The organism is Micromonospora trifolii (assembly GCF_022229005.1).
Classification (GTDB): domain Bacteria; phylum Actinomycetota; class Actinomycetes; order Mycobacteriales; family Micromonosporaceae; genus Micromonospora; species Micromonospora trifolii.
Map to the genome: position 1 here is coordinate 83,365 of NZ_JAKKFD010000013.1, position 25,418 is coordinate 108,782.

A 25,418-nucleotide genomic window follows, 5' to 3' on the forward strand; every position below is an offset into this window, starting at 1 on the left:
TCGATAACGGCGAACGGCCGGCGTCCCCCTATCGGACGCCGGCCGTTCGCCGTTATTACTACCAGCTCAGGCTGCTTGCAGCCCCTCCGCCCGGGCCAGCTCACGGAGCCGGCCGAGGGCCTGGATCTCCAGCTGCCGGATCCGCTCGCGGGACAGCGAGAACCGGGATGCGACCTCGGTGAGCGAGTGCTCCCGGCCGTCCTCCAGCCCGTAACGGGCCCGCATGATGCCGGCGGACCGGTCGTCGAGGTGGTTGAGCAGCCCCTCGATGCGCTGCCGCTCCAGGCCGCTGAGGACGATGTCCTCCGGCGACGGCGCGTCACTGTCGGCGACCAGGTCACCGAGGTTCGTGTCGCCGTCGTCGCCCACCGGGGTGTCCAGCGAAACGGTGTCCTGCGACCAGCGGCGCAGCTCGTTCACCCGCTCGACGGTGACGCCGAGGGCGTTGGCGATCTGCTCCGGCTCCGGGTCGCTGCCCAACTCACGGGTCAGCTGCCGGGCCACGTTGCGCATCCGGTTGACGTCCTCCACCAGGTGCACCGGCAGACGGACGGTGCGCTCCTGCTGGGCGATCGCCCGGCTGATCGCCTGCCTGATCCACCAGGTGGCGTAGGTGGAGAACTTGTAGCCGCGCTCGTAGTCGAACTTCTCGACCGCCCGGACGAGGCCGGTGTTGCCCTCCTGGATCAGGTCCAGCATGGGCATCCCCGAGCGCACGTAGCGCCGAGCGATCGACACGACCAGTCGGAGGTTGGCGCGGATGAAGAGGTCCTTCGCCCGCTCCCCCTCGACGACCAGCCACTCCAGGTCGGCCCGGTCGACACCGGCGGGAACGGCTTCCTCACCGAGCAGGTGCTCGGCGTAGAGGCCGGCCTCGATCGCCTTGGAGAGATCGACCTCCTTGGCGGCGTCCAGCAGTGGCGTCCGGGAGATCTCGTGCAGGTAGACGCCGACCAGGTCGCGCTCCTCGGCAACCTCGTCGGTTCGCATGCCGATGTTCTTGTCCACGTTGCCCACGGTCCCCTCGCTCGCGCCGGTTGCCCGGTTCCTTGCCATTCCCCACACCTGTCAGCCCCTGGTAACTTCTGCTGTGCCCATCGGTGCTGACACCTACACAACAGATGAGACGTGTCGGGGATTCCTCGTCGTGAGTCGAAAGTGTCACGAATGCCTGAGTAGTAGCTGAGAGCACGGTCCATGTTTGCTGTCAGCACCCCATCGGGTGGCTCGCCACTGGGCACCACGTACGGGTTACGCACCATGGCAACACCGCCCGCCGTGGGGGCACAGCGACCCGGGTCACCACCGTGATGCGATCCTGGTCACTGCCAGATACGCAGCGGTGAGCCGCTCGGTTCATTCACGGGGGTGTTATTACCCCCCGGCCAGATGAACAATCCGAGGCCCCATTCGCTTCCCGGGGCCGGGTGGCGCTAGGAGGCGAGCAGGGCGAGGGCGCCGCGCACCTGATCGGCCGAGCGGGCCAGCGCGGCCCGGGCAGCATCGATCTCAGCGCCCGAGACGAGGGCGACGAGCGCCGTCTTCAGGTCCCCGTCAGCCTCGGTGAGGGCCTGCCGGGAGAGCTCCTCCGAGCAACCGGTGGCCTCGACCAGAATCGAGATCATTCGCCCGCGGAGTTTCGCGTTGGTGGCCACCATATCGATCATGAGGTTCGAGTAGACCCGACCCAGGCGCACCATGACGGCGGTCGAGAACGTGTTGAGCACCAACTTCTGCGCTGTGCCCGCCTTCATCCGGGTCGACCCGGTGACCACCTCGGGTCCGGTGTCCACCCCGATGAACACGTCGACCGACCGGGCGGCCTCCGCCTCCGGATTGGCGCAGAGCAGCACCGTCGAGGCGCCCTTGGCGCGGGCCGAGGCAAGCGCCCCGAGGACGTACGGGGTGCGGCCGCTGGCCGCCAGACCAACCACCAGGTCCCCGGCCCGTACACAACTGGCCGCTTCGACCGCGCCGCCCCGATCGTCGTCCTCGGCATCCTCGACGGCCCGCCACATGGCGTCCGGGCCGCCTGCGAGGTGCGCGCAGAACCAGTGTCGGGGCGAGTTGAAGGTGGGGGCCAGTTCGGCCGCGTCGAGCACGCCCAGCCGGCCGGAGGTGCCGGCCCCGAAGTAGTGCACCCGGTGACCCCCGCGAAGCGCCGCGACCGCCAGGTCGACGGTGGTGGCGATCTCGTCGAGCACCGCGGCGACCGCCGCGGGCACCCGCCGGTCCGCCTCGTTGATCACGGTGAGCACGTCCCGGGTCGACATCAGGTCGAGGTCGACGCTGAGCGGGTTACGCCGTTCGGTGGGGGCGCCCACCCGGACCGTGGGGCGAGCGGGCCGTGCGGGCATCTCCGCACCGGCCGTCATGCCCGCCTCCGGTTGGCACCCACCCGGTGCGACTGGACCGCCTCGGCGGTCGCCTCCAGGGCCTTGCGGGCCCGGGCCCGGTTGCGGGCGGCCACCCCGACGAAGAGGCAGTCGACAACTGTGAGCTGGGCCAGCCGGCTGGCCGTCGCGCCGGAGCGGTAGGTGGTCTCCCGTGCCGCCGTGGTCAACACGAAGTCCGCCACGTCGGTGATCGGCGAGCGCGGGAAGTTGGTCAGCGCCACTGTCGCGGCACCGCGGGTACGGGCCTGCTCCAGCACCTCGATCACGTCGGAGGTGGTGCCGGTGTGCGAGATGCCGATCGCCACGTCTCCCCGGCCCAGAAGGGCGGCCGAGGTCAGCGCGGTGTGCACGTCCGGGAAGTAGAAGGCGATCCGGCCGATGCGGTGCAGCTTCTGCTGGAAGTCCGAGGCGACGAACCCGCTGGCGCCGGCGCCGTAGATGTCGATCCGACCGGCACCGCTGATCGCCTCGACCACCTGCTCGCAGACGGCGGGGTCGAGTTGCTCGGCGGTCTCCTCGACGGCGCGGGCGTCGTTGAACGCGATGGTGGCGATGATCTGCGCGAGATCGGCGCCGGGTGGGATGTCACCGCCGACCACTCGGGCGTCCGGCGGCTCGATCCGGCGGGCGGCCTCGGCGGCGAGGCGGATGCGCAGCTGGGGGTAACCGTCCATGCCCACCGAACGGCAGAACCGGATGACTGTCGCCTCGGATGTCTCGGCTGCGGTGGCGAGGTCGGTGATTGTCCGCCGGGCGGCGGCCGCCGGGTCGGAGACGACCAGCCGGGCGACCCGCTGCTCGGCGGGCGACAGCGATGGCAACAGCCCGCTGATGTGGACGATCAGCCCACCGGGCTCGTGACTCGCAGAAATCTTCGGACTCTTCGCCACGGATGAAACTTACTTTCAGCAGGCGTGAGCGTCAACTATGACTGTCCGAGGTGGGGGAAACTTTGATCGCCGGGATCACCGGTTCCGCACAGCCTGCCACTTCCCCAGGATCGCCGCCTCATCCGCCGGGTCCAGTCCACCATGCCGGACGGCTGCCGGGTGTGCGGCCATCCAGGACGCGGTCGCCCGAACGGTGTCGGCCAGCGGCCGGACCGTCAGACCGGCGTCCAGGGCCGCTCGGACGTCCCGGTCCATCAGGCCAGCGGTCTCCGGCAGTCGCACCCAGAGCGGCAGCGCCCGCTCCCCCGACCACTCGCGTACGTCGTGGGACAGCAGGAACTCCTGATCGACCCAGGTGAGGGCCGGATCGGCGACACCCAGCCCGGCGGCCACACCGGCCAACAGGTCGGCCCGGGACATCGCCGGACCAGTGCCGTCGTACGTGCCGACGAGGCGGGTGCCGGCGGCGTGCAGCAACCAACGGGCCAGATCGGCGACGTCCACGAACTGCACCCGATCCGCCGGGTGCCCGGGGGCCAGCACCTCGCCACCGGCCGACAGCCGCCGCACCCAGTACGGGAAACGGTCGCTCGGATCCTCCGCGCCGACGATCAGGCCCGCCCGGCAGATGAACGAACGGTCCACGCCCACCCGCTCCCGGACCAGCTCCTCGATGCTCACCTTGCACTCGCCGTACCAGCGGTGATCCGGGCCGATCGGACCGTCCACATCCGGCGGGGCCGGAGCCAGGATCGGCGCGTCCGCAACGGTCTGGCCCGGGGTGGTGTCGTCCGCGTACACCGAGATCGTCGACACGAACGACCAGTGGCCGACGTGGTCGGCGAGCGCGGCCAGTGCGTGCCGGGCGTGGCTGATCTGGCGGGTCACGTCGACCACGGCGTCGAAGCCCGCGTCGGCGAGCGGGACGAGCGAGTCGGGATCATCGCGGTCGGCCAGCACGAAGCGCACCCCGTCCGGCACGGCGCCGGACACACCCCGGGCCGCGCAGGTCACCTCGTGACCCTGCTCAAGGGCGAGCCGGGCCGTCGCCCGGCCGAGGAACTGGGTGCCACCGAGAATGAGGATCCGCATCCGCCGATCCTGCGCCCTCAAGGCTCGAACGACCCCACCAATCTGCCCACGGCAGACCGCGATCATGAAGTTGTCGCCACTCCGATCGGCGTGTCACGGCAACGACTTCATGATCGACGCAGGAGAGCGGGGGCACTAGCGTGGGCTCATGGGAGAGCGCAGCGTTTTGGTTACCGGGGGTTCCGGTGGGCTTGGCGGGGCTGTCGTCACCGCGTTCGTCGAGGCGGGCTGGCGGGTGGTCGTACCGGAGCGGAAAGCCCGGCCCGGGTCGGAGCCGGCGGCGGACGGACTGGTCCGGGTGGTCGCGGACCTGGGCGAGCCGGCGGGCGCGGCGCAGGCGGTCGAGGCCGCGGCCGGCGAACCGGCGGCGCCGCTGCGCGCGGTGGTCAACCTCGTCGGGGGGTACGCCAGCGGCGGGTTGGTGCACGAGACCCCGGTCGAGGAGTTCGAGCGGATGCTCACCGTCAACCTGCGGCCGACCTACCTGGTCACCCAGGCCGCGCTCCCGCACCTGGTGGCGTCCGGCGGCGGCGCGGTGGTCTGCGTCTCGGCCCGCGCTGCGGTCGCCCCGTTCCGTGGCGCGGCCGGCTACTCGACGGCCAAGGCGGCGGTACTGGCCTTTGCCAACGCTGTCGCTGTGGAGTACCGGTCGCAGAACGTGCGCTGCAACACGGTGCTGCCCAGCGTCATCGACACCCCGGCGAACCGGGCGGCCCAGCCGGACGCCGACCATTCCCGCTGGGTGACCCCGGGCGAGATCGCGCCGGTGATCCGGTTCCTGGCGTCGGCTGAGTCCGCCCCGACCAGTGGTGCCACAGTGCCGGTCTACGGTCGGGCCTGAGCCACCACCGGGCCGATGTCCTCTCCGCCCGACGCGGACGCCGGCAGCCAGGTCTCCAGGTGCGCCTGAATCTGCTCGGTCACCTCCTCGGCCGTGCGGCCCGCGTCCACCAGCACGAAGCTGGGGTACTCGGGCAGTGCCCGGTAGGCGGTGTCGGCGGCGGTCAGCCACCCCATCGTCTCGTGGTCGGTGCCGCGTTCCTCGATGCGCCGGTACGCCTCCGCCGGGTCGACGGCGAGCAGGAAGGTGACCTGCGGCGTCGGGAACAGCCGGTAGCCGGCCCGGGCGAGCCGCTCCCAGCGCTGCCCGCCGTGCGCCCGGATGCTCGCGTACTGGCAGGCGGAGTAGCGGTCCATCACCGCCGTCCGGCCGGTGAGCAGACAGCTGAGCAGGGCGATGGCGATGGCGAGCCAGCGCAGCACCGACTCCACCGCCAGCACGCCGTCGCGACCGACGAGCCGTTGCGCGTCCGGTCGGCCGAGGCGGTGGGCGAGCCGGCCGAGCCAGCGGCGACCACTGGCGTTGCGGCGGTAGGTGGCGGGGCGTCCGGCGGCGGTCAGCGCGTCGGCCAACCGGTGTGCCTGCGTGGTCTTGCCCGAACCGTCGATCCCGATCAGGGCGACGGTGCGCAATCGGGCCTTGCGTCGTCGCATCCCCGATGATCTGGCCACTCTCCACAGGTTATCCGACCCACGCACCTGCTCCGCGAGGTTTGTGGTGCTTCATCCCTGTTGACGCCCGACCGCGACACCAGCAGGTGTGGACGACCGGAATGCCGGGTACCGGAGTTTGAAATCCAACCGCCGGTCCACCAACACGACGACGGAGGAACCAGATGGCTGAGCGCGGGGACGAGAGTCTTGTGCACACCCTCAAGAAGGTCGCCGCCGTGCTCAAGCAGTCCGAGATTCCGTTCGCCCTGGGCGGCAGCTTCGCGGTCTACGCCCACGGGGGCCACTCCAGCGACCACGACGTCGACTTCCTGATCCGGGAGGCCGACGTGGAGGACGCACTGGAGGCCCTGGTGGCCGCCGGCTTCATCGCCGAGCGCCCGCCGGAGGACTGGCTGGTCAAGGTCTTCGACGACGGCCGGATGGTGGACCTGATCCACCGGCCGATCGAGACTCCGGTGACCGAGGAGACGTTCGCCGACACTGTCATCCGGCCGGTGGACGCGATTCACATGCCGGTGCTGTCCGCGACCCAGCTGATGGTGCACAAGCTGCTCAGCTTCTCCCAGCACTACTGCGACTTCGCCCGCGGTCTGCCGCTGGCCCGCTCGCTGCGGGAGCAGATCGACTGGGAACGGGTACGCAAGGAGACGCAGCACTCGCCGTACGCCGAGGCGTTCCTGGTGCTGCTGGACCGGCTGGAGGTGGTGCCGGCCGCCGGCACCCAGCCAGGAGAGGGGACATCGTGACCCACCATCGCGACATCGGCGCCGGGCCACCGGACGAGTACGTCGAGGCGGAGATCCAACGGTTGCTCGTCGAGGACCCCGCCGTCGCCGAACAGGGGATCACAGTGGTTCGACGGGAACGCGCCCTCGTGCTCTACGGAGAGGTGGAGAGTCCGCACCGGCGGGAGGAGATCCTGCGTCTGGTGTCGGAGCGCTTCCCGGACGTGCCGGTCACCAGCGACATCGGGGTGATCCGCGCCCAGGCGCCCACGGAGATCGAGCAACTGCCCTGAGGGAGGTTCCATGGTGATCCGGATTGCCGCTGTGGGCGACGTGCATCTGGACGAGGACGTGGTAGGCCGGTTCCGACCGGCGTTGGAGGAGCTGCCGGAGTGCGCCGATGTGCTGCTGCTGGCCGGGGACCTGACCCGGCACGGCACCGAGGCCGAGGCGCGCTGCGTGGCAGAGGAGTTCGGTGGGTTGGCCGTACCGGTGGTGACAGTGCTGGGCAACCACGACCACCAGTGTGACCAGGTGCCACAGGTGGTCAAGGTGCTGGAGGACGCGGGCATCACAGTGCTGGAGGGCAACGGCGTCGTGCTGGACTGCGCGGGTGGCCGGCTCGGCATCGCCGGCGTCAAGGGCTTCGGCGGCGGGTTCGCCGGGCGGTGCGCCAGTGACTTCGGCGAGCCGGAGATGAAGGCCTTCGTGCGAACCACCACCGACAGCGCGGACCGTCTCGGCGCGGCGCTGCGCTCGCTGGACTGCGACATGCTGGTCGCGCTCACCCACTACTCGCCGGTGCCGGACACACTGGCCGGCGAGCCGTTGGAGATCTACCCGTTCCTGGGGTCGTACCAGTTGGGGCAGGCGATCGACTCGGCGCCCACGGCGCTGGCCGTGCACGGTCACGCGCACGCCGGCACCGAGCGCGGCACGACCCCCGGTGGGGTACGTGTCCGCAACGTCGCGCACCCGGTGATCAAGCAGGCGTACAGCGTCTTTCACGTTGGCGATCAACTCGACACCGACCAGGTTTCCCCGATCGGCCAGTCGGGTAGTCAGAGGTCATGGAGCTGATTCTCTGGATTCTCGCAGTCGTACTCGTGGTCGCCGGCATCCTCGCGCTGTTCCGCCGGCAGATCCTGTGGGGCATCGTCCTCATCGTCGTCGGGCTGTTGGTCGGCCCGGGTGGTGTCAGCATCTTCAATTAGCGCTCGTACTCCTTAACACCGGGACCCGCCGGGGTCGCCGCGACCGGAGCTTCGTCCTCCCGACAGAAGCACCGGCCGTGGCGATCCCGGCGCTTTTTCGTGGGTGCCCGGCCCATGGACCGCCCTCCCGCTGGGCGGTTTGAGCCGACTCCCAGAGGAAATATCTCGACCATGGAGATATCTCAGGACGCGCCGGCGACCTCCGGGCGGCGGGTGTGGTGGGGCCTCGCTGGCTTCGCGGCGGCGGTCTTCGTGGCCGCCGCGATCGGCGGGCTGGGCGTGCAGGGCACCACCGAGGAGTACGCGAGCCTGCGGCAGCCCGGCTGGGCCCCGCCCTCGTGGCTCTTCGGCCCGGTCTGGTCGCTGCTCTACGCGCTGATCGCGGTGGCCGGTTGGCTGGTGTGGCGCCGGGTCGGCTTCTCCCCCGCCCTCTGGGCGTGGACCGCCCAGCTCGTGCTCAACGCGATCTGGACCCCGCTGTTCTTCGGCGCGGGGCAGTACGGGCTGGCGTTCGCCGAGATCGTGCTGATGTGGCTGGCCATCGGCCTGACAGTGGTGCTGTTCGCCCGGGTGTCCCGGGTGGCGGCGGCCCTGCTGCTGCCGTACTGGGCCTGGGTCACCTTCGCCGCGGCGCTGAACCTGTCGATCTGGCAGCTGAACAACTGACCGAGCGGTCCCCGGCGGCGGTGGCCGCCGGGGACCGTGGTCCGGTCAGCAGCGGGGCACGCCGGGGATGTAGCCGTCGGAGCCGGTGTACACGTACGCGTCGGCGATGTAGCGGCCGGAGCCGATCCGGTCCCAGATCGAGCTGGTGCCGTACGTGCCGGTGACAGTGGTGCCGCTGGTCTGGCAGGCGATGGTCACCCGGGTGCCGTCGGCGACGGTGCCCACCGAGGCGTAACCGGTGCCGGGGCCGGAGCGGACGGTCAGTGGCGTGCCGCTGGTGTCGACAGTGCCGTTGCCGCTGCCCGAGGAGCATCCGTTGTCACTGGCGTAGCTCCTGGTGCCCCAGTACAGCCCCAGGGTGCCGTTGAAGCGGACCTGGATGTCGGCGCCGTTGAGGCGCTGCTCGTAGTGCAGGTGGGGCCCGGTCGAGCCTCCGGTGCTGCCGACCCAGCCGAGCACCTTGCCGTATCCGACCGTCTGCCCGACCGAGACGTTGAAGCCGTTGAGGTGCGCGTAGTAGGTGCTGTAACCGCCGCCGTGGTTGATCCGGACGTACTTGCCGTAGCTGGTGCCACCGAGGTCGGTCACCCGGTCGACGGTGCCGGGGGCGCTGGCGACCACCGGGTCGCCGTTGTCGTCGGTGCGGTTGAAGTCGACGGCGTACGCCGGGCTGTGGTCCGACCGGGTCTGCCCGGACCAGGACTGGCCGCACGGGAACGGCACCTTGAAGGTCGGCGCGGCCAGGGCCGGAGTCGCTGGCACCAGCGCTCCCCCGACGAAGAGACCCGTCACCAGCAGGCTGATCCACCGCTTTCGCATACAGCTCCTCCTATGTCGAAAACCTTCGATCCGGTGTGCTCAGCCTGACAGATATCGTCAATCTTCGAAAGAGTCCCCAGCTTGTCCCGGGAGCGCGCCCACCAGGCAGCCCGCAGGTTTCCGGATTGTTACTCGCTCGTGTCTGACAGGGGGTGGACCGGGCCGGATGCAAGCGCTTACATGTGTGCACGCCCAATCGGACCGGCGACAGGTCACCAGCACGACCGCGCCGGCTAGGAAGGAGGACGGCATGGCGGTCTTTACCAGACCACGCCAGGCCTTCGTGATCGCCGGTGTACTCGGGCTGGCGCTCAGCGCCACCGCCTGCGGTACCGGCGACGACAAGAAGAGCAGCAATGCGGGCTCCGCGGAGTGCGCCGCATACGACAAGTACGAGGGCCACGACGGCAAGAAGGTCTCCATCTACGCGTCCATCCGTGACGCCGAGGCCGACCTGCTCGAGCGGTCCTGGTCGCAGTTCACCGAGTGCACCGGCATCGAGATCGACTACGAGGGCAGCGGCGAGTTCGAGGCGCAGCTCCCCGTCCGGGTCGACGGTGGCAACGCCCCCGACATCGCCTTCGTGCCGCAGCCGGGCCTGGTGAAGCGTTTCGCGGACGCCGGCAAGCTGAAGTCCCTCGGTGCCGACACCAAGGCCCTGGCCGAGCAGAACATGCCGGCCGACTGGCTGAAGTACGGCACCGTGAACGGGACGCTCTACGGCGTGCCGCTCGGCGCCAACGTGAAGTCCTTCGTCTGGTACTCGCCGAAGACGTTCAAGGAGAAGGGCTGGGAGGTTCCGACCACCTGGGACCAGCTCATCGCCCTGAGCGACAAGATCGCCGCCAGCGGCACCAAGCCGTGGTGCGCGGGCGTCGAGTCCGGTGACGCCACCGGCTGGCCGGCCACCGACTGGATCGAGGACGTGGTCCTGCGTACGCAGGGTCCCGAGGTCTACGACCAGTGGACCACCCACGCCATCCCGTTCAACGACCCGAAGATCGTCGACGCGGTCGACCGCGCCGGCAGCATCCTCAAGAACGACAAGTACGTCAACGGCGGCTTCGGCGGCGTCAAGAGCATCACCACCACCGCCTTCCAGGAGGCGGGCCTGCCGGTGACCACCGGCAAGTGCGCGATGCACCGACAGGCGTCGTTCTACGCCAACCAGTTCCCCGAGGGCACCAAGGTGGCCGAGGACGGCGACGCGTTCGCCTTCTACTTCCCGGCCATCGACCCGGCCAAGGGCAAGCCGGTGCTGGGCGCTGGCGAGTTCGTCGTCGGCTACGCCGACCGTCCCGAGGTCCAGGCCGTGCAGACCTACCTCGTCTCGGCTGAGTACGTGAACAGCCGCGCGAAGCTCGGCAACTGGGTCACGGCGAACAACAAGCTGGACATCGCCAACGTCGCCAGCCCGATCGACAAGCTCTCCGTCCAGATCCTCCAGGACAAGACGGGCACCTTCCGCTTCGACGGATCCGACCTGATGCCGGCTGCCGTCGGCGCGGGAACGTTCTGGAAGGGCATGGTCGAGTGGCTGAACGGCAAGGCGACCGCCCCGGTGCTCCAGGGCATCGAGAGCAGCTGGCCTAAGTGATCCCGGCGGTGGCCCGGTCCGCGTTCGCGGGCCGGGCCACCGGCCGAGGTGGACCCGGAAGGGAGGGTTGATGAAGTTCGACTTCGCCGATCAGCAGCCGAAGTTCCTCATGCTGATGTACGGGCTGGTCGCCTTCGTGGTGGTGGTGGGCGGTCTGCTGCTGCTGCTCGACGTGGTGCCGGCCTGGTTCGCCCGTCGGCGGGAGGCGCAGCTCGTCGCCGCCTCGGTGAGCGGGGCGCCACTGCCCCGCCGACCCAAGCAGCGGGAGGGAATCTTCGCGATCTTCTTCCTGCTGCCGACGCTGCTGCTGCTCACCATCGGACTGGTAGTGCCGGCCATCCGCACCGTGCTGCTCTCCCTGATGAACAGGGACAGCAGCGAGTGGGTGGGGTTGGACAACTTCGGCTGGATGTTCTCCGACGACGCGATCGTCCGGGTCCTGATCAACACCCTGATCTGGGTGCTCCTGGTCCCGTTGGTGGCGACCGGGTTCGGCCTGATCTACGCCGTACTGGTGGACAAGGCCCGGTTGGAGGCCGTGGCCAAATCACTGATCTTCCTGCCGATGGCCATCTCCTTCGTCGGCGCCAGCATCATCTGGAAGTTCGTCTACGCCTACCGAGGTGAGGGCGACCAGATCGGTCTGCTCAACCAGATCGTGGTCAGCCTGGGCGGTGAGCCCAAGCAGTGGCTGCTCGAATCGCCACTGAACACGCTGCTGCTCATCGTCATCATGATCTGGATCCAGGCCGGTTTCGCCATGGTGGTGCTCTCCGCCGCGATCAAGGCGATTCCCGGCGACATCGTCGAAGCCGCCCGGCTCGACGGGGTCAGCCCGTGGCAGATGTTCTGGCAGATCACCATGCCGAGCATCCGACCGGCGCTGATCGTCGTGATGGTGACCCTCACCATCGCCACGCTCAAGGTCTTCGACATCGTCCGGACCTCGACGAACGGCAACTACGACACCAGCGTGATCGCCAACGAGATGTACAACCAGGCGTTCCGGTACAGCGAGAACGGGCGGGGTTCCGCGCTCGCGGTCTTCCTCTTCATCCTGGTCATCCCGGTCGTGATCTACCAGATCCGTAACCTCCGTCAACAGCGGGAGGGCTGAGATGACCACCGCAACGCCCACCGTCGCCGCCGGCACCCAGAAGACCGACGGCACCCCGACCACCAAGGCCGGCCGGGTCCGCAAGCGGTTGAACAGCCGCACCGCGACGCTCGTCTCGATCGTCATCGCGGTGGTCTGGACCATCCCGACCTTCGGCCTGCTCGTCTCCTCCCTCCGCCCGGAGGACGAGATCAAGACCACCGGCTGGTGGACCTCGTTCACCAACCCGCAGTTCACCTTCGAGAACTACGAGCAGGTCCTGTTCGGGCGGTCGGCGTCCTCCGGGCAGCTCGCCGGCTCCTTCATCAACTCGCTGGCGATCACCATCCCGTCGGTGCTCTTCCCGCTCGCCTTCGCGTCCCTCGCCGCGTACGCGCTCGCGTGGATCAAGTTCCGTGGCCGGGACTGGCTCTACATCGCGATCTTCGCGTTGCAGATCGTGCCGCTGCAGATGGCCCTGGTGCCGCTGCTGAGGTTCTTCTCCACCGGGGTCAGCCTCGGCGGCGTCACACTGATGCCGGCCTGGGACCTGGTCGACGAGCAGAAGTTCGCCCAGGTGTGGTTCGCGCACACCTGCTTCGCGCTTCCGTTCGCCGTCTTCCTGCTGCACAACTTCATCTCGCAACTGCCGGGCGACCTGATGGAGGCGGCCCGGGTCGACGGGGCAACCCACCCGAAGATCTTCCGCACCATCGTGTTGCCGCTCATCACCCCGGCGCTGGCGGCGTTCGGCATCTTCCAGTTCCTCTGGGTCTGGAACGACCTGCTGGTGGCGCTGATCTTCGCGGGCGGCGGCGACGAGACGGCTCCGCTCACCGTCCGGCTCGCCGAGATGGCCGGCACCCGGGGCAACGAGTGGCAGCGCCTGACCGCCGGCGCGTTCGTCAGCATCGTCATACCGCTCATCGTGTTCCTGTCCCTGCAGCGCTTCTTCGTGCGAGGTCTACTCGCCGGCAGCGTCAAGGGCTGACCAGCGCGTCCGCCGCCGCCCGGCCCCTCGGGCGGCGGCGGACGCTCCGGGCACCGAGCGGGGGAAACCGTGACGAGGATCGATGATGTGGCCCGGCTGGCCGGAGTGTCCACGGCCACCGTCTCGCGGGCGCTACGCGGACTACCGACGGTCTCGGCCGCCACCCGACGCCGGGTTCTCGCCGCCGCCGAGCAACTCGACTACGAAGTCTCACCGAGCGCGTCCCGGCTCGCCGGCGGTCGAACCGGCACGGTAGCGGTGGTCGTCCCCCGGATCACCCGCTGGTTCTTCAGCACCGTCGTCGAGGCGGTCGAGGAGTACCTCCACCAGTCCGGCTACGACCTGCTGCTCTACAACCTGGGCGGCCGGGAACAGGTCCGCCAGCGGGTCCTGCGTACGGCGAACCTGCACAAGCGGGTGGACGCCATGATGCTGGTCGCCACGCCCCTGCGTCCGGCCGACCTGACCGCGCTGGCCACGCTGGAACTGCCCGGCGTCACCATCAGCTCGGGCAGCAGAGTGCCCAACTGGCCGTGCGTACGGATCGACGACGTGGCGGCCGCGCGGGTAGCGACCAAGCATCTGATCGACCTCGGCCATCACCGGATCGCCCACATCTCCGGCGACCCGGACGACGAGTTGGCCTTCACCACCCACCTCGACCGACGCCGGGGTTACCAGGCGGCGCTGCGCTCCGCCGGCCTACGACCCGACCCCACCCTGGACATCGAGTCCACCTTCACCATCGACGGCGGCAACCGGGCCACCGCCGAGCTGCTGGCCCGCGGCGAACCGCCGACCGCGATCGTCGCCGCCTGCGACGAGATGGCGATGGGCGCGATGACCGCCCTGCGCGACGTCGGACTGCGGGTGCCGCAGGACGTCAGCGTGGTCGGCATCGACGACCACGACCTGGCCGGTGTGCTCGGGCTCAGCACCGTCGCCCAGCCCGCCGCCGAGCAGGGCCGGCTGGCCGCCCAGATGCTGCTCGACCCGCTCGGGGCCCGGCCGCCGAGCCCCATCGTCAGTCAACGGGGCGCCGGTTGCGACACTCCGGTGGTCCTGCCCACTCGGTTGGTGGTCCGGGACTCGACCGCACCGCCCCGGGCACACTGAAATCCACACACCGCAACACGGGAGACGACCCTGAACACCGACCCGACGCAGCAGACCCCCTCCGGTCACCCGGCCACCGGCTGGTGGACCGAGGCCTCCATCTACCAGATCTACCCCCGCTCGTTCGCCGACTCGGACGGGGACGGCATCGGTGACCTGCCCGGCATCACCGCCCGCCTCGACCACCTGGTCGAGCTGGGCGTGGACGCGGTGTGGCTGTCCCCCTTCTATCCCTCGCCGCAGGCCGACGCCGGCTACGACGTGGCCGACTACCGTGACATCGACCCGCTGTTCGGCACCCTCGCCGACGCGGACAAGCTGATCGCCGAGGCCCGGTCCCGCAACCTGCGGGTGATCGTCGACCTGGTCCCGAACCACACGTCCTCGGCGCACCGCTGGTTCCAGGCCGCGCTGCCGGCCGCGCCCGGCAGCCCGGAACGGTCGCGGTACATCTTCCGCGACGGCCGCGGCCCCGGCGGCGACCAGCCGCCGAACGACTGGCAGAGCGTCTTCGGTGGCCCGGCCTGGACCCGGACGGTCGACGCGGACGGTCAGCCCGGCCAGTGGTACCTGCACCTGTTCGACACCGGGCAGCCCGACCTCAACTGGGACAACCCGGAGGTGCACGCGGAGTTCCTGGACGTGCTGCGCTTCTGGTTGGACCGCGGCGTGGACGGCTTCCGGGTCGACGTGGCGCACGGCCTCATCAAGCAGGCCGACCTGGCCGACTGGCAGGAGCCGCAGGAGATCCTCTCCGGCAACGAGATCGACAAGCCCCGCCCGCCGATGTGGGACCAGGAGGGCGTACACGAGATCTACCGGCAGTGGCGGCAGGTGTTGGACAGCTACCCCGGTGAGCGGGTGCTGGTCGCCGAGGCCTGGGTGGAGCCGGCCGAGCGGCTGGCCCGCTACGTCCGCCCGGACGAGATGCACCAGGCGTTCAACTTCGAGTACCTCCTCGCCGCGTGGACCGCACCGGCCCAGTACGCGGTGATCACCCGCTCGTTGGAGGCGACCGACTCGGTCGGCGCGCCGACCACCTGGGTGCTGTCCAACCACGACGTGGTGCGGCACGCCTCCCGGCTCGGCCTGCCGATCGGCACCGTACGCCCCAACGGCATCGGCATCGGCGACCCGCAGCCGGACGCCGCACTCGGTCTGCGCCGGGCCCGGGCGGCCACCCTGCTGATGCTGGCCCTGCCCGGCTCGGCGTACCTCTACCAGGGCGAGGAGCTGGGGCTGCCCGAGCACACCACCCTGCCCGACGAGGCCCGGCAGGACCCGACCTGGGCGCGCAGCGGGCACACCCAGCGCGGCCGGGACGGCTGCCGGGTGCCGATCCCGTGGGAGGCCGACGCCCCGTCGTACGGCTTCGGGCCGACCGACGCGAGCTGGCTGCCGCAGCCCGCGCTCTGGGCGGAGTACGCGCTGGACCGCCAACGCGACGTGCCCGGTTCGACGTACGAGCTGTACCGCGCGGCGCTGCGGTTGCGCCGTGCCCACGGGCTGGGTCGCGGCACCCTGGAGTGGTTGTCCTCCGGCGACGAGGTGCTGAGCTTCCGCAACGGTGAGCTGACTGTGCTGACCAACTTCGGTGCCGCCCCGGTGCCGGTGCCGGCCGGCGCCGAGGTGCTCGCCGCCAGCGCTCCCCTGGACGACGACGGCACGGTCCCGGCCGACGTGACCGTCTGGCTGCACGGCTGACCCAGCGCCGACCGGCCCGTTCGGCGGTACTCGCGGGCGGGCCGGTCGGTGTGGGCCGGCTCGCTATGGAGCTGATGCCGTAAACGATTCACGCCCGCCCGCCGCCCGCCCGCCGCCCGCCCGCCGCGCCCCGCGCCCCGCGCCCCGCGCCCTCAAGATCGCACTACTTCCAGGATGCAGTGGCCTCGGCCCGCCGGAAGGCAACTAGAACCAGGAAGTAGCGCGATCTTGAGTGGCGCCGACCGTGCGGGGACGCCCAGGTCCTCGGTACCGCACCCCGAATGTGTCCCCCGACGCCGCACCGCGCCGATCTTGCAGTTTCGGTCGTCGGTATGGGTTCAATGCCCGCCTTTGTCAAGTCAGTAAGCGCAAGATCGCGGGACGGGGGGCGGTCCGGCCCGTCGATCATGGAGTTATGGTGCCCGGCTTGGTGCCTTACGGGTTAATTGTCACCCACCACAACTCCATGATCGACGGGGTGGGGCGGGGTGGGGTGGGACGGGGCGGGGTGGGGTCAGAGGTGCTCGGCTCGGGTGTGTAGCAGGTCGTGGACGTTGTCGATGTCCGCCGGCGAGGTTCGCGAGGCGAGCCAGTACATGACACCGGTCGGGATGAAGAAGAGCTGGAACGCGGCCAGCCCGACGGCGAAGTTCAGCGGTGGCGGGAATGCCGCTCGCAGTGCCTGGAAGGCCACCCCGACCAGACCGTTGCCGGCCGCACGACCGACCCCGTTGACCAGGTTGCCCAGGCTGTAGACGGTGCCCCGGTGCTCCGGCGGGTTCACGTCGGCGATCAACGCGAACCAGTTCGGCGAGTTGGCCGAGGTCAACGCGAGCGCAACGATGGCGGTGAGCAGGCTCAGCCCGACGGACGGCTCGGTGAACACACTGGCCAGTACCGCACCGACCACCGCGCCGCCACTCGCGCCGTCCGGCACGTCGATGGTCACCGGCACGAAGAACAACACCAGGTAGAACGGCAGCGCGGCGAGGATGCCGATCGAGGCGACGAGTGCCCGCCCTCGCGGCGTACGCCGTTGCACGGCGTCGCCGATCAGCCCGCCCACGATGGACAGCACCCCACCGAGCTGGAACAGGGTGGCGAAGACGCTGCCCACCACCACAGCTGTCGACGTGGAGTAACCCTGGGCCTCGGCCCGTTCGGCGAACAGCACCGGCAGCCAGACCAGCGAACCGAACGCGGCCTGCGCGGTAAGACCCTGCAGGATCAGCCACCGGTTGGTCCGCCGAGCCAGGATGCGCGGCAGGTCGGCGCGGCTGATCCGGTAGTCGTACTCGGCGCCGACGTCCAACCTGCCGGCCAGTTCCGGCTCGCTCTGGCCACGCCGGACGTCGTACGTGAACAGGTATGCCACTGTGGCGACCAGGCCGACGCCGGTCAACAGCAGGAACGGCCGCCGCCAGTCGGCAGCCCCGAGCAGCCCGCCGACGAGGGTGCCCGCGAGGGTACCGACCCCCTGGGAGAGCCCCCAGAAGCTCATCACCAGTCCGCGCCGGGTCGGTGAGATCAGGTCGGTGACCACGGAGAAGCCCACCGAGCCGACCGCGCCGAGGCCGACCGCAGCGACCAGCTGCGCGGCCAGGAACGTCAGGTAGCCGCCGGCGAGCGCGCTACCGCCGGTGCCGGCCGCCCAGAGCAGTGTGCCCACCATGAGCAGTGGTTTGCGGTTGGTGCGGTCCCCGACGTACGCCCAGCCGACCGCCGCGACCGCGCTGACCAGGAAGCTGACCGCGGTGACCACGCCGAGCAGCCGCCCGGACACGTCGAACGCGTCGGAGATCGGGCCGTACAGCGGGGGGACCAGCCCGATCGCCACGTTGTCCAGGGAGGCGAGCAGCACGAACACCACGACGCTGTACAACCGGTGCGCCGACCCACCGCCCCGACCGTGCGGGCGTAGGCCGGGCCCGCCACTGGTCACCGTCATGACCGGCAGCCAACCAGACTGCGTGGAGGCGGTCGTCACGCGGGTGGGTGCCGGTCACCATCGACCGGCACCCACCCGCGTCGAGCCCGACGCTCAGCGCCGGTCGAGCACCAACCCGCGAGCCGCGGCGTACTGGTCGCGGACGGCGGGAACGGCAGCCGCCGCGTACTCCTCGGTGCCCTCGACAGTCCAGACCGGCGCCGCGGCACCACCCAGGGCGACCCAGGCGGCCTGCCGGGCGGCGCCGTCGGCGACGTACTCCCCGGCCGGCGGGACGACGACCGGGCAGCCGAAGACCTGCGGGGCGATCTGACGCACCGCGGCCGACCTGGCCCCGCCGCCGACCAGGATGACCCGGCGGGCGGTGGCACCCTGCGCGGTCAACGCGTCCAGCCCGTCGGCGAGCGCGCAGAGCATGCCCTCCACGGCGGCCCGCGCCAGGTGCGCGGGAGTCGACGTACGCAGTGTCAGGCCGTGCACCGCGCCGGTGGCGAGCGGCCGGTTCGGCGTCCGCTCACCCTCCAGGTAGGGCACCATGACCAGCCCGTCCGCCCCGGCAGGCGCGGAGAGGGCCAGCTCGGCCAGCTCGTCCAGGTTGACGCCGAGCATCGCGGCGGCGGCGTCCAGCGCCCGGGCCGCGTTGAGCGTGCAGACCAGGGGCAGGAAACGGCCGGACGCGTCGGCGAAGCCCGCCACGGCACCGCTCTCGTCGGCGGCCGGCACGTCGGCGACGCTGAACACGGTGCCGGAGGTGCCGATCGAGACGACCACGTCACCCGGGCCGGCGCCGACACCCAGCGCGGCGGCGGCGTTGTCCCCGGTGCCCGCGCCGAGCAGCGCACTGCCCGGCCCGCCCAGCTCGTCGGCGAGCTTCCCCGCCGACTCGGCCGGGCCGAGCACCTCGGGCACCACCAACCGTCGACCGAAGCCCCGCTCCAGCAGGTCCAGTCGGTAGTCGCCGGTCGCCGGCGACCAGTAACCAGTACCGCTGGCGTCACCCCGGTCGGTACGCAGCGCGCCCAACCCCGGTGCGCCGGCCAACCGCCAGGTCAGCCAGTCGTGGGGCAGGCAGACGGCGGCCACCCGGGCGGCCAGCTCCGGTTCGTGCCTGGCCAGCCACCGCAGCTTCGTGATGGTGAAGCTGGCCACCGGAACGCTGCCGGTGGCCTCGGCCCAGAACCGGCTCCCGGCCGAGCCGCCGCCGGCCTCCTCGACGAGGTCGGCGGCGGCGTCGGCGGACCGGGTGTCGTTCCACAACAGTGCCGGGCGGACCACCCGGCCGTCCTCGTCGAGACACACCATGCCGTGCTGCTGGCCGGCGACGGAGATCGCCGCCACGTCGGCCAACCCGCCGGCCTGGTCGGCGGCGCTGCGTAGCGCCTGCCACCAGGCTTCCGGGTCGACCTCCGTGCCGTCCGGGTGCGGTGCCCGGCCCTGCCGGAGCAGGGCGCCGGTCTCCGCGTCCCGGATCACCACCTTGCAGGACTGGGTGGACGAGTCAACGCCTGCGACCAACGGCATGGCGGGGCCTCAGCGGGCGCCGAGCAGGTGCTCGACGGCGAGCTGGTTCAGCCGGACGAAGGCGAAGCCGCGGGCGGCCACAGCATCGACGTCGACATCCTCGAACGCGGACCGGTCGGCCAGGAACTCCTCGTAGCCCTCGCCGTCGCCGAGCGTCGGCGTGCTCAGCTCGCCGACCTTGCTGGTGGCGAGCGCCTCGATCACCTCGGGGTCGGCGCGGAACGCGGCAGCGCGCTCCTTGAGCAGCAGGTAGGTGCTCATGTTGGCCGCCGCAGAGGCCCACACCCCGTCCATGTCCTCGGTGCGGGAGGGCTTGTAGTCGAAGTGCCGCGGCCCGTCGTAGGCCGGCCCGCCGTTGGGGCCGCCGTTCTCCAGGAGGTCCACCAGGGCGAACGCGTTCATCAGGTCACCGTGACCGAAGACCAGGTCCTGGTCGTACTTGATGCCGCGCTGGCCGTTGAGGTCCAGGTGGAACAGCTTGCCCTGCCAGAGCGCCTGGGCGATGCCGTGGGCGTAGTTGAGCCCGGCCATCTGCTCGTGGCCGACCTCCGGGTTGAGGCCGACAAGCTCCGGGTGGGCCAGCTGGGAGATGAAGCCGAGCGCGTGCCCGATGGTCGGCAGCAGGATGTCGCCGCGCGGCTCGTTGGGCTTGGGCTCCAGGGCGAACCGCAGGTTGTAGCCCTTGTCGATGGAGTACTGGGTGAGCAGGTCCACCGCCTCGCGGTAGCGGTCCAGGGCGGCTTGGACGTCCTTGGCGAGGTCGTACTCGGAGCCCTCGCGGCCACCCCACATGACGAAGGTGCTGGCGCCCAGCTCGGCGGCGAGGTCGACCTGGCGCAGCACCTTGCGCAGCGCGAAGCGACGGACGTCGCGGTCGTTGCTGGTGAAGCCGCCGTCCTTGAAGATCGGGTGGGTGAAGAGGTTGGTGGTGACCATGGGCACCACGAGGCCGGTCTCGTCGAGGGCCTTGCGGAACCGGGCGATGTGCTGGTCACGGGTGGCCGCGTCGACGCCGAACGGGATCAGGTCGTCGTCGTGGAAGGTGATGCCGTACGCGCCCAGCTCGGCGAGCCGGTGCACCGCCTCGACAGCGTCGAGCTCGGGACGGGTGGCGTCACCGAACGGGTCACGGGCCTGCCAGCCCACGGTCCAGAGCCCGAAGGAGAACTTGTCGGCGGGGGTGGGACGGGGTGCCATGAGCGACCTCCGGGGTGGTGTTGTCCGCTATTTGTTCAGCGATTGAATTATTTGCCCACCCTATGGCACTGTCAAGGGGTGAGCCTCACCCACGCCCCGGCCGGCGCAGTCCGTCAGGGCAGCCTGCGCGAGCTCAACCTCGCCCTGGTCCTCGGCCGGATCGCCACGGCCGACCGACCTCCCTCCCGGGCCGACCTCGCGACCGCTACCGGCCTGACCAGAGCCACGGTGTCAGCGGTGGTCGAGGACCTGCTCGCCGGCCGGCTGGTCAGTGAGTCCGACCCCGCGCCCCGCTCGGGCGCCGGCCGCCCGGCACGCGGACTGGTCCTGGCCGATCAGGGGCCGGCCGGGCTCGGCCTGGAGGTCAACGTGGACTACCTGGCGGTCTGCGTGGTGGACCTCGCCGGCCAGGTCCGGCATCGCACTGTGCACCGGGCCGACCTGCGTCCGGTGCCCCCCGCCGATGCCCTGGCGCTCCTGGTCGAGATGGCCGGGGCAGCCCGTGAGGACGCTGCGGGGCACGGCCTCACCCTGGTCGGGGCCGCGCTCGCGGTGCCCGGCCTGGTGGACGACGCCGGGCTGGTCCGGCTCGCGCCGAACCTCGGCTGGCGGGACGTGCCGGTGCCCGCGCTGCTCGCCGCGCACCCTCCGCTGATCGAGCAGGTGCCCGGCGTCCCCGCACTGGTGGTGGACAACGAGGCCAACCTCGCCGCGCTCGGCGAACTGCACTCCCAGCCACCCGGCCCGTCCAGCTTCCTGCACATCTCCGGAGAGGTGGGCATCGGCGCCGGCATCGTGCTGGACGGCGCGCTGTTTCGCGGCGTACGCGGGTGGAGCGGCGAGATCGGGCACCTTCCGGTGCACCCCGAGGGCCGTCCGTGCCGCTGCGGTGGGCAGGGTTGCCTGGAGCAGTACGCCGGCCAGGAGGCGATAGTGGCCGCCGCCGGGCTGGCCCGGGCGGAGCTTCCCGCGGACACCGCGACGGCCCGGTTGGCCGAGCTGGCCGAGGCCGGCGACGCCGACGCGCTGCGGGCGCTGCACGACGCCGGAACGGCGCTCGGTGTCGCGGTGGCCAGCGTCGTCAACCTGCTCGACCTGGACACCGTGGTGCTCGGTGGCGGTTACGCGGCGCTCGCACCCTGGCTGTGCCCCCCGGTCCTCGCCGAGATCGACGCCCGGGTGCTCACCGCTGCCTGGTCGCCGGTCACGGTCCGCCCGTCGACGCTCGGCGCGGAGGCCGCCGCGGTAGGCGCCGCCGGCTCGGTGGCCCGTCGGATCGTCGCTCAGCCCGCCGGCTGGTTGGCCCGCTCCGGCTGATCGCCACCCCGCACCGTGCGCCGCTGTCGGGGAGAATCGGTACCCTTGCTCCCAGGCAACGATCCCCGGTGAGGAGTCGAGAAGCAGCATGCGCACACGTCGTCAGACGCGCGCCGGCGTCCGGCGGTGACCACGACGCAGCAACCCGGCGGCACCCCGTTGCCGGCCGACGAACGGTTGGCCCGCGAGCTGCTCGACGGGCTCGCCGAGGCCGTGCTGACAACTGACGGGACCGGTCGGGTCACACTGGTCAACGCCATGGCGGCCGAGCTGATCCCGGAGATCGACGCCGGCACCGAGCTGGCCGGCTGCTCGGTGGCAGCCCTGGCCCGGGCTGTCGCCAGCGGCGCTGACCGCTTCGACGCCGACCACCACGGCCGGCGACTGCGCGGCATCCGGCGGCAACTCGCCGGCTCCCGATGGGCGTGGTATGTCCGCGACACAACCGAGGAGCACGCCCGCGCCGACGCCCTGCTCGCCGAACGCTCCCGCACCGCGTTCCTCGCCCAGGCCGGCAGTCGGCTGGCGCTGGCTCTGCACCGCGACCAGGTCCTCCTGGCCACCACCACGCTCGCCGTCCCCTACCTGGCCGACGTCGCCGTGGCACTGCCCCGACCGTCCGCGCCGGTCGAGCCGCAACCCCGCTGGATCCGGTACGCCGACGGCGAACCCGCCCCGGTCACCGGGCTGGCCAGTCCCGCGCTGACCAACTCCGTGCCCGGGCTGGCCGAGGCGCTGGCCGGCGACCGGGCCGAGCCGGGCCCCTGGCCGGACGCCTCGCTCACCGACCTGGCCGACCTGCTGCCGCCCAAGTTCGGCCCGCCGGGCATGGTGCTGGTCAGCCCGCTGCTCAGCGCCAGCGGGTCGGCCGGTGTGCTGCTGCTCATCCGTCGGCCCGGGCGGGCCGGCTTCGACAGGCGCGACGTGGAGCTGGCCCGGGAGTTCGCCGCCCGCGCGGGTGCCGCGCTGGCCACCGCCGACCTGCACGGTGAGCAGGCCCACCTGGCCCGGGTGCTGCAAACCAGTCTGCTCCCGCCCGAGCTGCCCGTCGTGCCCGGCGTGACCCTTGCCGGCGGCTACCGGGCAGCGGGCGACACCCTGCGCATCGGTGGCGACTTCTACGAGGTGTTTCCGCACCCGCGCGGTGCCCTGTTCGCGCTCGGCGACGTGTGCGGCAAGGGCGTTGGCGCGGCCGTGCTGACCGGCCGGGTCCGCCAGTCGTTGCAGACGCTGCGGCTCGTCGAGCAACGCCCACTGGAGCTGATCCACCTGCTCAACCAGGCGCTGTTCGACGCGCCGGACGCGGCACGGCGCAACCAGTTCACCACCCTGTTGCTCGGTTCGCTGAATCGGGGGCCAGCCGGGCTGGACGTCCGGATCGCCGGCGGGGGGCACCCGGCGCCACTGCTGGTCACCGCCGACGGCGCTGTCACCCCGGTCCCGGTCGGTGGCATGCCGGTGGGGGCGCTGACGACCGCACGGTTCGCCGAGACCCGGGTGCACCTCGATCCGGGCGATCTGCTGCTCGCGTACACCGATGGGGTGACCGAGGCGCGCGGTCCGCGCGAGGCGGCGATGTTCGGCGAGGCCCGGCTGCGGGCCGTGCTCGCGTCGGCGGCCGGGCAACCGCCGGCGGTGTTGATCGACCGGGTGCTCCGCGCGGTCGACGACTGGCTGGGCGGGCAGGCCCACGACGACATCGCGATGCTGGCCGTGAGCGCCTCGGCATGACCGACGGGCGCTCACCCGGCCGGCTCGATCAGGCGGTACGCGCCACCGGCGGCCCGCCGGCCGGCCAGTCCCTGGTGGTGCCGACCGAGCGTTCCGTACCGCCCGACGAACCCGCCCACCCCGTCCGGGACTGCCGACCCGAATCGCCCGACCAGTCCTCCGACCGTCCACCGGGCCGGTCCGGGTCGTCCGGCCAGTCTCCCTGGCCCGTCGACTCGTCCGAAGCCGGAGCGTTCTGCGCCTGCTGGCGGCGGGCCGTCTCGTCGAACTCCCGCATCCCCTGCAGCAGCGCGTCGCGGCCCTCCCGGCTCATCCCGGCCAGCACCACGGCGAGTTGGCCCTGGCGGTCGGCCCGCAGCTCGGCGACGAGCCGGCGGGCCTCCGGGGTGAGGTGCAGCGAGATCTCCCGCCGGTCGAAGCGGCCCGGCTCGCGCTCCAGCATGCCGGCGGCGACCAGCCGGTCGCAGAGACGGCTGGCGGAGCTGAGCAGCATGTCGAGTCGGGTGGCGAGCCGACGCAGGTTGATCCCGTCGTACTGCTCCACCACCATCACCGCCCGCAACTGGGCACCGGACACGCGGTTGGAGGTCCCCTCCCGGGCAGACTCCCAGATACCCAGCAGGGCAGCGGCCGCCGCATCCAGCGCGGCGGCCATACTCGTCTCAGGGTCCGTCGGACGGTTCAGTTCGGCCATGGTGGCCCGAGAGTACTCCGAACCTCCTGGTAGTCGAGCTTTCAGCGAAGGACTGACGATGAGCGAACCGGTCAATCGGGCACGACGTGCCCTGAACGAGACACCAGCTGACCGGCTCGTCGGTGGTATCGGTGACGTGCTCGCCCAGTCGTACGGGATCACCGACGTCGAGCTCTATCAGGTCGACTACCGGATCGCGGAGCTGCTGCCACTCGGCGACGACGACTCGATCACCAGCCCCGGGCACCCGGCCTGGCGCGCCTTCGACCACCAGTCGCCGATACTGGCCGACGGCACCGCCTGGTTCCCCGTCACCATGCGTGGCGAGCGTCGAGGGGTGCTGCGCCTGTCACCCGTTCCGGACGACCAGGACGTCGTCGCCGCGCTGGCCGAGATCGCCACCGCGCTCGCCCACGAGGTGGCGGCGGTCTCCGCCGGCACCGACGTCTATCTGGCGGCCCGGCGCACCCAACGCCTCACCCTGGCCGCCGAGATGCAGTGGGACCTGCTCCCCGGCCGCAGCCGGATCCGTCCCTCGTTCAGCCTGGCCGGGCAGTTGGAGCCGGCGTACGCGGTGCGCGGTGACAGCTTCGACTGGTCCGACGACGGGGAACGGGTCTGGTTGTCCACAATCAACGGCACCGGTGAGGGGGTGGCCGCCTCCCTGCTCACCTCCCTGGCCACCCACGCGCTGCGCAACGCGCGTCGGGCCGGGCTGGGCCTGGCCGACCAGGCCGCCCTCGCCGATCAGGCCATCTACGACCTGTACCGGGGCGAGCAGCACCTCTCCGCGTTGCTGATGGAGTTGGATCTGCGCTCCGGGATGATGACAGTCGTGGACGCCGGGTCGCCCCGGCTGGTCCTGCTCCGCGACGGGGACGTCACCGAGCAGCCCCTGGAGGCGCAGTTCCCGCTGGGCATGTTCGAGGCGACCGACTACCACGAGCAGAAGGTCCCGCTGCAACGCGGCGACCGGGTCTTCGTGGTCAGCGACGGGGTGGTGGAGGCCACCGGTCAGCACGTGCGCTACGGCGAGACGGCACTGGACCGGTTCCTGCGGCGGACCGGGCCGATGGCACCCCTGGACGCCGTCCGGTCGCTGATCGGTGACCTGCGCGCTTTCGTGGCCGGTGACCTGGTCGACGACGCGGTGGTCGTCTGCCTGGACTGGACCGGCCCGCAGGCGTGA

At 71.1% G+C, this 25,418-nt stretch carries 23 protein-coding genes and 1 pseudogene; 14 read left to right on the forward strand and 10 right to left on the reverse strand.

What is annotated here, in order from left to right; all coding sequences use genetic code 11:
* Positions 1-66 precede the first annotated feature (66 nt).
* The 4 genes from NIE79_RS09460 to NIE79_RS09475 form a co-directional block, all read right to left on the reverse strand.
* Positions 67-1,056, reverse strand: a complete 990-nt coding sequence (locus NIE79_RS09460; protein WP_091405669.1) for a sigma-70 family RNA polymerase sigma factor — start codon at positions 1,054-1,056, stop codon at positions 67-69.
* A gap of 377 nt (positions 1,057-1,433) precedes the next feature.
* Positions 1,434-2,375, reverse strand: coding sequence for an N-acetylmuramic acid 6-phosphate etherase (gene murQ, locus NIE79_RS09465; RefSeq protein WP_145789528.1), 942 nt, complete (start codon positions 2,373-2,375; stop codon positions 1,434-1,436).
* Positions 2,372-3,286 carry a MurR/RpiR family transcriptional regulator gene (locus NIE79_RS09470; protein ID WP_030488123.1) on the reverse strand — a complete coding sequence of 305 codons (915 nt, stop codon included), beginning with the start codon at positions 3,284-3,286 and terminating at the stop codon, positions 2,372-2,374. The genes murQ and NIE79_RS09470 overlap by 4 nt, the downstream gene beginning before the upstream one ends.
* Positions 3,287-3,361: 75 nt before the next feature.
* Entirely contained in the window at positions 3,362-4,378 is a 1,017-nt protein-coding gene (locus NIE79_RS09475; RefSeq protein WP_238678174.1) for an NAD-dependent epimerase/dehydratase family protein, read from the reverse strand.
* 148 nt (positions 4,379-4,526) lie between these two features.
* On the opposite strand from NIE79_RS09475, the gene NIE79_RS09480 reads away from it, so the two are divergent.
* The gene (locus NIE79_RS09480; RefSeq protein WP_238678175.1) at positions 4,527-5,219 is read left to right on the forward strand and encodes an SDR family NAD(P)-dependent oxidoreductase; all 693 of its coding nucleotides are present in this window, start codon (positions 4,527-4,529) and stop codon (positions 5,217-5,219) included.
* Here NIE79_RS09480 and NIE79_RS09485 read toward each other — a convergent pair.
* The gene (locus NIE79_RS09485; protein ID WP_238678210.1) at positions 5,204-5,872 is read right to left on the reverse strand and encodes a nucleoside/nucleotide kinase family protein; all 669 of its coding nucleotides are present in this window, start codon (positions 5,870-5,872) and stop codon (positions 5,204-5,206) included. The genes NIE79_RS09480 and NIE79_RS09485 overlap by 16 nt on opposite strands.
* 179 nt (positions 5,873-6,051) lie before the next feature.
* On the opposite strand from NIE79_RS09485, the pseudogene NIE79_RS09490 reads away from it, so the two are divergent.
* From NIE79_RS09490 to NIE79_RS09510, 5 genes and pseudogenes are all read left to right on the forward strand, one after another.
* Positions 6,052-6,639: pseudogene (locus tag NIE79_RS09490) on the forward strand (nucleotidyltransferase family protein); the annotation flags it as partial.
* The gene (locus NIE79_RS09495; protein WP_238678177.1) at positions 6,636-6,911 is read left to right on the forward strand and encodes a BON domain-containing protein; all 276 of its coding nucleotides are present in this window, start codon (positions 6,636-6,638) and stop codon (positions 6,909-6,911) included. The pseudogene NIE79_RS09490 and the gene NIE79_RS09495, both read left to right, overlap by 4 nt.
* Before the next feature lie 10 nt (positions 6,912-6,921).
* Positions 6,922-7,698, forward strand: coding sequence for a metallophosphoesterase family protein (locus NIE79_RS09500; protein ID WP_091405690.1), 777 nt, complete (start codon positions 6,922-6,924; stop codon positions 7,696-7,698).
* On the forward strand, positions 7,689-7,832 hold the full coding sequence (locus NIE79_RS09505) for a GPGG-motif small membrane protein (RefSeq protein ID WP_007464364.1): 144 nt from the start codon (positions 7,689-7,691) through the stop codon (positions 7,830-7,832). Before NIE79_RS09500 ends, NIE79_RS09505 begins: the two co-directional genes overlap by 10 nt.
* 171 nt (positions 7,833-8,003) lie before the next feature.
* Positions 8,004-8,498 carry a TspO/MBR family protein gene (locus tag NIE79_RS09510; RefSeq protein WP_238678178.1) on the forward strand — a complete coding sequence of 165 codons (495 nt, stop codon included), beginning with the start codon at positions 8,004-8,006 and terminating at the stop codon, positions 8,496-8,498.
* A gap of 45 nt (positions 8,499-8,543) precedes the next feature.
* Here the strand turns inward: NIE79_RS09510 and NIE79_RS09515 are convergent, their stop codons facing one another.
* Entirely contained in the window at positions 8,544-9,317 is a 774-nt protein-coding gene (locus NIE79_RS09515; RefSeq protein WP_238678179.1) for a M23 family metallopeptidase, read from the reverse strand.
* 250 nt (positions 9,318-9,567) lie between these two features.
* Between NIE79_RS09515 and NIE79_RS09520 the strand changes: the two genes are divergently transcribed.
* From NIE79_RS09520 to NIE79_RS09540, 5 genes are all read left to right on the forward strand, one after another.
* The gene (locus NIE79_RS09520) at positions 9,568-10,914 is read left to right on the forward strand and encodes an ABC transporter substrate-binding protein (RefSeq protein WP_238678180.1); all 1,347 of its coding nucleotides are present in this window, start codon (positions 9,568-9,570) and stop codon (positions 10,912-10,914) included.
* Positions 10,915-10,984: 70 nt separating this feature from the next.
* Positions 10,985-12,031 (forward strand): carbohydrate ABC transporter permease, encoded by a 1,047-nt coding sequence (locus NIE79_RS09525; protein ID WP_238678181.1) that lies wholly within the window; start codon positions 10,985-10,987, stop codon positions 12,029-12,031.
* A gap of 1 nt (position 12,032) precedes the next feature.
* Positions 12,033-13,001, forward strand: a complete 969-nt coding sequence (locus NIE79_RS09530) for a carbohydrate ABC transporter permease (RefSeq protein WP_238678182.1) — start codon at positions 12,033-12,035, stop codon at positions 12,999-13,001.
* 69 nt (positions 13,002-13,070) lie between these two features.
* Positions 13,071-14,117 carry a LacI family DNA-binding transcriptional regulator gene (locus NIE79_RS09535; RefSeq protein ID WP_238678183.1) on the forward strand — a complete coding sequence of 349 codons (1,047 nt, stop codon included), beginning with the start codon at positions 13,071-13,073 and terminating at the stop codon, positions 14,115-14,117.
* Positions 14,118-14,147: 30 nt separating this feature from the next.
* Positions 14,148-15,821, forward strand: coding sequence for a glycoside hydrolase family 13 protein (locus NIE79_RS09540; RefSeq protein WP_238678211.1), 1,674 nt, complete (start codon positions 14,148-14,150; stop codon positions 15,819-15,821).
* Between the two features lie 514 nt (positions 15,822-16,335).
* On the opposite strand, the gene NIE79_RS09545 is transcribed toward NIE79_RS09540, so the two are convergent.
* From NIE79_RS09545 to xylA, 3 genes are all read right to left on the reverse strand, one after another.
* The gene (locus tag NIE79_RS09545; RefSeq protein ID WP_238678184.1) at positions 16,336-17,769 is read right to left on the reverse strand and encodes an MFS transporter; all 1,434 of its coding nucleotides are present in this window, start codon (positions 17,767-17,769) and stop codon (positions 16,336-16,338) included.
* Positions 17,770-17,862: 93 nt separating this feature from the next.
* On the reverse strand, positions 17,863-19,290 hold the full coding sequence (gene xylB / locus NIE79_RS09550; RefSeq protein WP_238678185.1) for a xylulokinase: 1,428 nt from the start codon (positions 19,288-19,290) through the stop codon (positions 17,863-17,865).
* Between the two features lie 9 nt (positions 19,291-19,299).
* On the reverse strand, positions 19,300-20,487 hold the full coding sequence (xylA, locus tag NIE79_RS09555; RefSeq protein ID WP_238678186.1) for a xylose isomerase: 1,188 nt from the start codon (positions 20,485-20,487) through the stop codon (positions 19,300-19,302).
* A 78-nt stretch (positions 20,488-20,565) separates the two neighbouring features.
* Between xylA and NIE79_RS09560 the strand changes: the two genes are divergently transcribed.
* Positions 20,566-21,804, forward strand: a complete 1,239-nt coding sequence (locus NIE79_RS09560) for an ROK family transcriptional regulator (RefSeq protein WP_238678187.1) — start codon at positions 20,566-20,568, stop codon at positions 21,802-21,804.
* 126 nt (positions 21,805-21,930) lie between these two features.
* Complete coding sequence (locus NIE79_RS09565; RefSeq protein ID WP_238678188.1) at positions 21,931-23,535, forward strand: PP2C family protein-serine/threonine phosphatase; 1,605 nt, start codon at positions 21,931-21,933, stop codon at positions 23,533-23,535.
* A 28-nt stretch (positions 23,536-23,563) separates the two neighbouring features.
* Here the strand turns inward: NIE79_RS09565 and NIE79_RS09570 are convergent, their stop codons facing one another.
* Complete coding sequence (locus tag NIE79_RS09570; protein WP_238678189.1) at positions 23,564-24,190, reverse strand: MarR family winged helix-turn-helix transcriptional regulator; 627 nt, start codon at positions 24,188-24,190, stop codon at positions 23,564-23,566.
* A gap of 97 nt (positions 24,191-24,287) precedes the next feature.
* Between NIE79_RS09570 and NIE79_RS09575 the strand changes: the two genes are divergently transcribed.
* Positions 24,288-25,418: a PP2C family protein-serine/threonine phosphatase gene (locus NIE79_RS09575; RefSeq protein WP_238678190.1), complete on the forward strand. Its 1,131-nt coding sequence runs from the start codon at positions 24,288-24,290 to the stop codon at positions 25,416-25,418.